This window comes from bacterium, from assembly GCA_024224155.1.
GTDB lineage: Bacteria > Acidobacteriota > Thermoanaerobaculia > Multivoradales > JAHEKO01 > CALZIK01.
Genome location: JAAENP010000450.1, coordinates 1 through 9889 on the forward strand (window position 1 = coordinate 1; position 9889 = coordinate 9889).

The 9889-nt window shown below is 62.8% G+C and carries 7 protein-coding genes; all 7 read left to right on the forward strand.

Features of this window, described 5'->3' with window-relative positions:
• Positions 1-605 precede the first annotated feature (605 nt).
• The 7 genes from GY769_21840 to GY769_21870 all read left to right on the forward strand — a co-directional run bounded on the left by GY769_21840 (position 606) and on the right by GY769_21870 (position 9603).
• Entirely contained in the window at positions 606-2273 is a 1668-nt protein-coding gene (locus tag GY769_21840; protein ID MCP4204560.1) for a c-type cytochrome, read from the forward strand.
• Between the two features lie 13 nt (positions 2274-2286).
• The gene (locus GY769_21845) at positions 2287-5769 is read left to right on the forward strand and encodes a molybdopterin-dependent oxidoreductase (GenBank protein ID MCP4204561.1); all 3483 of its coding nucleotides are present in this window, start codon (positions 2287-2289) and stop codon (positions 5767-5769) included.
• Positions 5770-5866: 97 nt separating this feature from the next.
• The gene (locus tag GY769_21850; GenBank protein MCP4204562.1) at positions 5867-6163 is read left to right on the forward strand and encodes a hypothetical protein; all 297 of its coding nucleotides are present in this window, start codon (positions 5867-5869) and stop codon (positions 6161-6163) included.
• Between the two features lie 10 nt (positions 6164-6173).
• Positions 6174-7442 (forward strand): nitrate oxidoreductase subunit beta, encoded by a 1269-nt coding sequence (locus GY769_21855; GenBank protein ID MCP4204563.1) that lies wholly within the window; start codon positions 6174-6176, stop codon positions 7440-7442.
• A gap of 18 nt (positions 7443-7460) precedes the next feature.
• On the forward strand, positions 7461-8288 hold the full coding sequence (locus GY769_21860; protein ID MCP4204564.1) for a hypothetical protein: 828 nt from the start codon (positions 7461-7463) through the stop codon (positions 8286-8288).
• The gene (locus GY769_21865) at positions 8285-9268 is read left to right on the forward strand and encodes a hypothetical protein (protein ID MCP4204565.1); all 984 of its coding nucleotides are present in this window, start codon (positions 8285-8287) and stop codon (positions 9266-9268) included. The genes GY769_21860 and GY769_21865 overlap by 4 nt, the downstream gene beginning before the upstream one ends.
• Positions 9269-9285: 17 nt before the next feature.
• Complete coding sequence (locus GY769_21870) at positions 9286-9603, forward strand: carboxymuconolactone decarboxylase family protein (GenBank protein ID MCP4204566.1); 318 nt, start codon at positions 9286-9288, stop codon at positions 9601-9603.
• The last annotated feature ends 286 nt before the right edge of the window (positions 9604-9889 follow it).

The following is a 9889-nucleotide window of genomic DNA, read 5'->3' on the forward strand; positions in this document are numbered from 1 at the left end:
AAATAGCCACAATCGGACCGCTCGCGTGGTGCACTGGTGGTGCAGTAGAAGGCAACTTCTGACCACTCCCGGCAACAACACTCAACAAGACAACACTTCGTAACCGACTGCTTTCTCTGTGGTTACGAGTTGACGACAGTTGTCGTCAGTTGGATCACGACAGTCTTCAAAACCGTCTAGGTCGCGTGGGATGCCACGGGATCAGTGGGTTCGATTCCCATGCGCTTCCGCCAACTATTTGAGACCCACCATCTCAGTCGTTCCTGAAGCTGTCTGAAGTTTCACCACGCTCGTGGAAGTGGCTGTCGCGATCCGTAGCGCGATCCGTACCTCGGCCTTCCCGGCACTTCTCCTCGACCCGTTCGCCGAGCTTCTTGCACCACCGCATTGGCCACGTCCTGGGCCACCCGGGCGGCCCCGACCTGCTCTCCTTCCTCTACCCTCGCCTCCAGGTCCGCGCCTTCAATCGCCGGTGAGATAGTGCAGCAAGGCCGCCGGTTCCCCACCTCAAAAGGTGGTGCGCGCACCGCCTTCGCAGGTATTGCCCGAACCGGACTGGGCCGACACCTTAAGGCGACCCTTAGGACACGGACGGGGGAGCTACCATGGCGAATCGAATTCCCCTCACATCGAAGCGATCTAAAGACCGGAGGCGGTCCTGGATCGGTTTGGCCGGGCTGGCCGCCCTGCTCGGCGTGGCGGTGGTCGCCTGGTCGCAGTCGAGCGAATCGCTCGCAACCGGCGAGATCGTGGCCTCGCTCGAGCCCGAGCGGACCCTCGCGGCTTCGCGCAGCTTGTTGAGCCGCGGTCAGGCGGTCTACGAGAAGCACTGCAAGGCCTGCCACGGGGTGGCCGGTGACGGCGACGGCGAGGCGACCTATCTGCTCTATCCCAAACCACGCGACTTCACCCGCGGCCAATACCGCCTGGTCTCGAGCTGGGAAACGGTGCCCACCGACCAAGATCTTTTCGAGACGATCTCGCGCGGAATGCCGGGCTCGGCGATGCCTTCCTGGGGTCATCTTTCCGAGAAAGACCGCTGGGGATTGGTGCACTACATCAAGTCTTTTTCGAGGCGCCCCTTCGAGATCCCCGAGGCCGAGGAGCCGATTAAGCAGTACGGTACGGGCAAAGGGGTGATCCAGGTGCCGGCACCGCCCGCCGACACTCCCGAGGGGGAAGCGCGTGCCCGCGAGCTCTACGTCCAGGGCTGCGCCGCTTGCCACGGGGTGACCGGCCGGGGCGACGGCCGGCAGGAGCAGATCGATTCCGAGGGTCGGCCGACCCGGCCGCGGGATCTCACCGCCGGGGTGTTCAAAGGCGTGCCCGAGCCCGAAGATGTCTATCGGCGGATTGTCGCTGGGCTGCCGGGTTCGCCGATGCCGTCCAACCCCTATCTGCATGGTGACGACGGCTGGCACTTGACGCGTTTGGTGCTGTCGATGTCTTCCCCCGAGCAGCGCGAGCAGGTGGAGATGAAGCGCTACCGAATGCTGGCCAATCGGGTCACCGAGCTGCCGACCCATCCGGACGCGGGCGCCTGGCGCGCGGTCGAGCCGGTGGCGCTTCACCTGATGCCGCTGTGGTGGCGCGGCAACCGCCCCGAGGAACTGACCGTCAAAGCGGTTCACGACGGCGAAGAACTGGCGATACTGCTGGTGTGGTCCGACACCACCTGGGACCACACGGTGATGCGGCCGCAGGACTTTCGCGACGCGGCGGCGGTGCAGTTCGCCCTGACGCCCGATCCGCCCTTCTTTGCCATGGGCGAGCTGGGCAGCAAGGTGAATATCTGGATGTGGAAGTCGGAGCGCCAGGCCGATCTCCAGCCGGCCTATCAGGATCTGGAAAAGGTGTATCCCAACCTCGGAATCGACTCCTATCCCAATTTCCTGCGTTCGCCGCTGGAGCAGCCGGCGCGCCACGCCCTGACGTTGGAATCGGATCCCACCTATGTCACCGGTTGGGGTGCCGGCAATGTGGTCTCCGACCCCACCGGCAAGAGCTCGGTGGAGGATCTAAGCGCTGAGGGTTTCGGCACGTTGCGTGCCCGGCCGAGCATCGACCGCAAAGTGAGCTCGACCGGGGTCTACGGCACCGGTTCCTATCGGGTGTTGTTCCGCCGGTCGCTGCCGAGCGACGGCCCGGACGCCGCGTCGTTGCGGCCGGGTCGCAAGCTAGCGGTGGCGTTTGCGGTGTGGGACGGCAGCGCCGGGGACCGGGACGGCAAGAAATCGGTGACCATCTGGCAGGAGCTGGTACTCGCCCGTTGAGGAGGTTCGCGCTATGACGACCGAAACCGGCCGCGGTTACCCGTCGATCCCGTCGATCGATCGGCGGCTCTTTGTCAAATTTCTGGGGGGTGGGGTGGGCGCCGCCGTCTTCTCGTTGCAGAACGCTTGCACCTTTTTGGAACCACTCGAGCCCGATGACAACCCGCTTTCGAGAAAAGTCCGCCGCGATTGGGAAGCGATCTACCACGACCAGTATCGCTACGACGGCACGTTCGACTGGGTGTGCTCACCCAACGACACTCATGCCTGCCGCATTCGCGCCTATGTCAGAAACGGCATCGTCGTCAGGAGTGGCTCGACCTACGACTACCAGGACTACGCCGACCTCTACGGCAACCACGCGACCGCCAACTGGAATCCCCGCCAGTGCGCCAAGGGCTACACATTTCACCGGGTCCTTTATGGACCCTACCGGCTGCGCCATCCGATCGTGCGGCGGGGCTGGAAAGCCTGGGCCGACGCCGGCTTTCCGGCGCTCACCTCCGAGCTCAAGTCGAAGTACAAGTTCGACAGCCGGGGCGACGACGAGTTCATCCAGATCTCATGGGAGGAGGCCTTCCGAAAGATCGCTCTGGCGCTCGAAGCGATCGCCAAGCGCTACAGCGGCGAAGAAGGCAAACAGCTTCTTTTGGACCAGGGCTATCAGCCCGAGATGGTCGAGGCCATGGGCGGTGCGGGCACCCGTACCCTCAAGATGCGCGGCGGCATGGGCCTCCTGGGAGTACTGGGCAAATACGGCATGTACCGGCTGTGCAACACGATGGCTCTGCTCGACGCCCAGGTGCGTGGAGTGGGGCCCGAGAAAGCTCGGGCCGGTCGCGCCTGGTCGAACTACACCTGGCACGGCGATCAGGCTCCCGGGCACCCCTGGGTGCACGGTCTCCAGGCCTCCGACTGTGACTTCAACGATCTGCGCTACTCCAAGCTCATCATCATGGATGGCAAGAACCTGGTGGAGAACAAGCTCACTGACTCCCACTGGTTCATCGAGTGCATGGAACGCGGCGGCAAGATCGTCGTCATCGCCCCCGAATACGGTCCGCCTTCGACCAAAGCCGACTACTGGATCCCCATTCGGGTAGCCACCGACACCGCGTTGTGGCTGGGCATCACCCGCCTGATGATCGACAAAGGGCACTACGACGAGGGGTTCGTCAAGCGCTTTACCGACTTCCCACTTCTAGTGCGGCACGACAACCTGCAGCGGCTCAGAGCCGACGAGGTTTTCCCCGGTTACCGCTCGGATCTCGATCCGGAAGGCCCGTCGATGAAGATCCAGGGTTTGACTGCCGAGCAACATGGGCAGTTGGGCGACCGGGTGATCTGGGACGAGATCATTGGCGGCCCTAAGCCGCTCAACCGCGATGACGTAGGCGAGACGATGACCGCCAAAGGGCTGGCGCCGGCTCTCGAGGGGACGTTCGAGGTTCAACTGGCAAACGGTTCGACGGTCCGCTGCTCGACCCTGTGGACGCTCTACCAGACGCATCTCGAGGACTACGACCTCGACACCGTATGCGAGATCACGGATTGCCCGCAAAATCTGGTCGAGCGACTGGCCGAGGACATCGCCACGATGAAGCCGGTGGCGATCCACCAGGGCGAAGGCATCAATCACTGGTTTCACGCCACCGAGATGAACCGGGCGGCGTACCTGCCGCTGCTCCTGACCGGCAATATCGGCAAACCCGGCGCCGGCTGCCACACCTGGGCCGGCAACTACAAAGCGGCGCTGTTCCAAGGCTCCCCGCAGACCGGCCCCGGCTTCAAGGGTTGGGTGGCCGAAGACCCGTTCGATCTAAATCTCGATCCAAAGACACCGGGCAAGGACATCCACGCCCACGCCTACACCAAGGACGAGGAGCCGGCATATTGGAACCACGGCGACAAGGCACTGATCGTCGATACCCCGAAGTTCGGCAGGCGGTGCTTCACCGGCGACAGCCACATGCCGACGCCCACCAAGTCGATCATTTTCAACAACGTCAACTTGATCAACAACGCCAAGTGGGCGTACGAGATGATCAAGAACGTCAATCCCAACATCGAGCTGATCGTTTCGCTGGACATCCAGATGACGGCATCGATCGAATACGCGGATCTGGCGCTACCAGCCAACTCCTGGCTCGAATTCGAAGACCTCGAAGTCACGGCCAGCTGCTCGAACCCGTTTCTACAGGTCTGGAAGGGAGGCATCACGCCGGTCTTCGAGAGCAAGGACGATCTGTCGATCCTGGCCGGGATCGCCAAAGCGCTCGGCCAGGTCACCGGCGACGAGCGCTTCGTCCAGGCCTTCCAGTTCGAGCACGAGGGGCGCCGGGACGTCTATCTGCAGCGCCTTCTGGACAGTTCGACCACCACCGCCGGGTACAGGGTCGAGGACCTAATGGCCGGCAAGTACGGCCCGCCCGGTGGGGCGCTGATGAACTTCCGCACCTATCCGCGTATTCCGTTCTACGAGCAGATCCACGACAACGAGCCTTTTCATACCGACACCGGCCGGCTGCACGCCTACTCGGACGTGCCGGAAGCAATCGAGTACGGCGAGAACTTCATCGTCCACCGGGAGGGCCCGGAGGCGACTCCCTATCAGCCCAACGTCATCGTCAGCACCAACCCTCTTGTCCGCCCCGAGGACTATGGCGTGCCGGCCGACGCCGAGCACTGGGATGAGCGCACGATCTGCAACGTCAAGCTGCCGTGGCAGGAGGTGAAGAAAACCAAGAACTTTCTTTGGGAAAAGGGCCTCCAGTTCTACTGCCTGACCCCCAAGACCCGGCATCGGGTGCACAGCGGCTGGTCGAATGTCGATTGGCACATGCTGTACGACTCGAATTTCGGCGACCCCTACCGGCTCGACAAACGGGCGCCCTCGGTGGGCGAGCACCAAATCCACCTCAACCCCCAAGCGGCGCGTGACTTGGGGATCAACGACGGTGACTACGTCTATGTGGACGCCAACCCGGCCGATCGGCCGTATATGGGCGCCAAGCCCGACGAGTTCTTCTACCGCGTCGCCCGCTGCATGCTGCGGGTGAAGTACAACCACGCCTACCCCTACAACATCGTGATGATCAAGCACGCGCCTTTTATCGCCACCGAGAGAAGCGTCCGGGCGCACGAGAGCCGGCCCGACGGGCGGGCTTTGTCAGAGCACACCGGCTATCAGGCCAACCTCCGCTACGGCTCGCAGCAGTCGATCACTCGCAACTGGCACATGCCGATGCACCAGACCGACACCCTTTTTCACAAGTCCAAGGTCTTCATGAACTTCATCTTTGGCGGCGAGGCCGACAACCATGCCTTGAACACGGTGCCCAAGGAGGCCCTGGTGCGGGTGACCAAGGCCGAGGACGGCGGCATGGGCGGCAAGGGAGTGTGGAAACCGGCGACTACAGGCTACACCCCGGACAATGAAAACGACTTTATGCGGCGCTATCTGGCCGGTGAATTGATTCGCGTGAGAAAGGCTTAGCACCTAGACGACCATGCCATACGGCGATCCAGATCCTGAAGATCCACACGAACTGGTGGGGGTTTCCCTGCCCGGTATCCCTGGTGATGCCGATTCGATGCGTGAGATGGCCTACACCTTCGCCGAGGAGTTCGCCGCCCTGGGGTTTGGTCGGGACCGGTTGCTCGAACTCTTCCGGCGGCCTGGCTACGCCGGCGCCCACCGCGCCTACCTGGCGCTGGGCGAAGACGAAATCGGGCGCATCATCAACGAAAGCCTTTCGCTTTGGGGCCGTTTTCAGATAGTGGTCGAGGATCCAACACGGGTGCCGCGGGGCGAAGTGCGAGCCCGGCCGCCGGAAGAGCTCGTGCAGCTCGGCTCGCCATCGGCGGCAGAAGCCGGCGACAAAGACTAGGAGGCGAGCGATGCCGAAGGTCAACAACTGGCAACTGGGACGCGGGATGGCCTATCCCTATGAAGCCAAGTTTCCCGAGCAGCAGTTCGCCTTTGTGTTCAACATCAATCGGTGCATCGCGTGTCAGAGCTGCACCATGGCCTGCAAGTCGACCTGGACCTTCTCCAAGGGCCAGGAGCACATGTGGTGGGCCAATGTCGAGACCAAGCCCTACGGTGGCTATCCCCAGTCCTGGGACGTCAAGATCCTGCGCAAGCTGGAGCAGGCCGATCCCGACGGGCAGTACTGGCAGGGTGAGATCGCGGACGATCGGTTTGGTCCCTACGGTGAGTTCAAGGGTAAGACCATCTTCGAAGCGGCCGAGACCCACTTCGACCCCGAAAGCTCGCGGGTCCTCGGCTATCTGCCCAGCGACGAAGAGTGGAACTCGCCCAACATCTACGAAGACAACCCGCTCGGAAAACCGGGAGTGCGTAACAAACTCGACGCCAAGGGTACGGAGCTCCCGGCCCACGACATTTGGTTTTTCTATCTGGCGCGGATTTGCAATCACTGTAGCTATCCCGGCTGTCTCGCCGCCTGCCCGCGCAAGGCGATCTACAAACGGCCCGAAGACGGGATCGTCCTCATCGATCAGGAACAGTGCCGCGGCTACCGGAAGTGCGTCGAAGCATGCCCCTATAAGAAGTCGTTGTACCGGGGCAACACCAGGGTTAGCGAAAAGTGCATCGGCTGCTACCCCCGGGTCGAGGGCAAGGATCCAGAATCGGATGGCGTGCCGATGGAGACCCGCTGTATGGCGGCGTGCATCGGTCAGATACGTCTCCAGGGTCTGGCCAAACTGGATGAGGACGGCAGCTGGGCCAAAGACCGGCAGAACCCGCTCTATTACCTGGTGCACGAGGCAAAGGTCGCCTTGCCGCTCTACCCCCAGCTGGGCACTCAGCCCAATGGCTATTACATACCGCCCCGCTGGGTACCGTACCCCTACCTCGAGCAGATGTTTGGTCCCGGTGTCGAGCGCGCAGTTGAACGCTACAAGTACCCGGACCGCGAGCTTCTGTGCGTATTGCAGCTCTTCCGCCGCGACAGCCGGATCATCTTTCGCTACGAGATCGAGGAGGGCCCAAAAATTTACGAGGGGCAGTACCGTGGGCGCGACATCACTCTCTATAACGACACAGTGATCGCCTTTGGCCACGATGGGCGCGAGCTGTTCAGAACCACCGTCGAAGAGCCGCTCCACGTGCGCAGCAACGCCCATGCCAACTCCATCTGAGAAAAACGGGAGCCGCCGATGACTGTTGCCAGCACGACGGATGTAGCGACCGCCCGGGACGAGCTCCTGGCGCGTGGGGTGCTCTACCGGGCTTTGAAGCTAGGTCTGGATAGGCCCACGCAGGAGACCCACCGGGCGTTCTTTGACAACGAACGGCGCCAGGCTCTGCGTCTGGCGGCCCGCTGGTTGGAACACGGTCGGCCGGGGGCGCTGGCGGCAGCGGTCGACTTGTTGTACCGCGACGCGCCGCCACAGCTCGAGCAACTCGAGCGCTCTTACGAGCACCTTTTCGGGCACACGCTCAGGGGCCGTGTTTGCCCTTATGAGTGCGAGTACGGCCGCCGGGCCATGCTTCAGCAAGCGCATGAGCTGGCGGACCTTGCCGGCTTCTACGCCGCCTTTGGCCTCAAGGCCAGCGAGACCCGGCATGAGCGCCCGGATCACGTGGCCTGCCAGTTCGAGTTCCTCGAGTTTTTGGTGCGCAAGGAAGACTGGGCGCTCGAAAACGGCGATGCCGAGATGGCCCAGATCACCAGAGAGGCCGGAAAGAAGTTTCTGCGCGATCACCTGTCGCGGTTCGGCCGGGCTTTTGCCCACACGCTCGAAGAAGCGGCGCCGGGCGAGTTCTATGGATCTCTCGGAGGTCTCTGCCAGGCTCTTTTGCGGTTCGACTGCGAACGCCTCGAGCTTGCGTTGGGGCCCAAGGTTCTGGAGCTGGCGTCCACCGCGCCCGACCACGTACCCATGGCCTGCGGATCGGCCGGCTCCGACGACCTCGTTCAACTCGGCCAGCCCGGTCAATCGGGTCAATTCGGTACCGGGGGCTCGGCGCCCCGTGAGCCGTGAGTGTTGCGCTGACTGGCCCGGCGGGCCCCGAAAAACCGCGCCCCGCTGGCGAGAGCTACGCCCTGGACTTCGATCCTCGGCTGGTCGAGGATGCGGTTCTGCTGAGGATCGACGGGGCGCCGGCGAGGATACAGAGACTCTTTCGCCGGCACCGTGATCCTCTCTACGAGATCACCAAACGTGACGAAAGGGAGTCGCGATTTGCGGAGCTTCATGGACACTGGTTCGTTCGCCTGGCGCTGGTCGAGCCGGTTCACCAGGCCCTGGCGCGCGAGCCTTCGATCGCTGCCGGCACTTCGCGGTGTTTGGTGGTTCCGGTGGTGCGAGCGCGTGAAGAGTACGCCGACCTCAAACCAGACCGGGAGGCCGAGCGCTTGCCGACATTGTTTCTCGGGCTGCGCGTGGCCACCCTGGTCGATGCCGAGCGACTTAGACCCTTTCTGCGCCGCGAGCTTCTCCACATCGCTGACATGCTGGACCCGGAGTTTGGCTTCGAGCCTCAGCTACCTCTTCTGGATGACTCCGCGGCGCTCGAGAATTTGGTGCGGCGGCGCTACCAGGCGTTGTGGGACTCGACGATCGACGGGCGGCTCGCGGCCCGGGGCGGGCTTGTCTCGGGTGGTGAAGAGGCGAGACGAAGAGAGTTTTTCGGTGTCTTTCCGATGCTTGCGAAAAATGCCGAGCGGTGGTTCGAACACTTCTTCCGCGGCCCGCGGCCGAACCACGCTGAGCTCGTCCGCTTTGCCATTCAGCCCGGCGCGGGCGACGAGGTCATGGCCTCGGATCGCTGTGCGCTGTGCCGCATGCCGAGCGCCGGTCTGCACCCTGATCCGGCGAGGCTGGCGCCCGAGACGATCCAGGCGATTTGCCGCGATTTTGCTGACTGGGAGCCGGCGCGAGGAGTTTGTTTGCAATGCGCCGATCTCTATGGCGCCAGGGGCCAGATCGACCCAGAACCGCTAGAGACCGTGACTTGCTGAAGTCTTGAGGAGTACGAATGACTGAAAACGATCAGCCCCCAACGGCCTTCCTTTCTTTCGTTGAAACCTATCCGAAGCTGGGAGAAGCGTGGGAGCGTGCTCGCGAGGGGGAAACCGACGGGCCGCTCGATGAGAAGACTCGCCGGCTGATCAAGCTGGCTGTTTCGATGGGCGCGATGCGCCAGGGCGCCGTCCACTCCGGAGTCAGGAAAGCCCTCAGGACGGGCGTGACCGAAGAAGAGATCCTACAGGTCGTTGCTCTGGCAGCCACCACGCTGGGCTTTCCGTCCGCAGTGGCAACGTTTTCGTGGATTCAGGACGTAATCGGCGACTGAGCGACCTGCTTCGACGCGAGTTCGGCCCGCTGGTTCAGATTCGAGGTGCATTCCAGGTGCAGTAGAGGACAACTTCTGACCACTTAGCTCAACAACACTCAACAGGACAACACCTCGTAATAGCCTACTTTGTCAGTGGTTACGAGTTGACGACAGTTGTCGGTAGTTGGATCTCGTCAACCTTCAAAACCGTTGTTCGGCCGAGGATGCTGATCTTCACATCGGCATGGGCCTGATAGTCAGCCCAGGAGAATCGGGCGCCCGCTAGTAGGACATGCGGATGACG

Excerpts from the sequence above, each read along its gene's own strand:
- GY769_21840 (MCP4204560.1), top strand. The coding sequence starts at position 606 with ATGGCGAATCGAATTCCCCTCACATCGAAGCGATCTAAAGACCGGAGG.
- GY769_21845 (MCP4204561.1), top strand. The coding sequence starts at position 2,287 with ATGACGACCGAAACCGGCCGCGGTTACCCGTCGATCCCGTCGATCGAT.
- GY769_21850 (MCP4204562.1), top strand. The coding sequence starts at position 5,867 with ATGCGTGAGATGGCCTACACCTTCGCCGAGGAGTTCGCCGCCCTGGGG.
- GY769_21855 (MCP4204563.1), top strand. The coding sequence starts at position 6,174 with ATGCCGAAGGTCAACAACTGGCAACTGGGACGCGGGATGGCCTATCCC.
- GY769_21860 (MCP4204564.1), top strand. The coding sequence starts at position 7,461 with ATGACTGTTGCCAGCACGACGGATGTAGCGACCGCCCGGGACGAGCTC.
- GY769_21870 (MCP4204566.1), top strand. The coding sequence starts at position 9,286 with ATGACTGAAAACGATCAGCCCCCAACGGCCTTCCTTTCTTTCGTTGAA.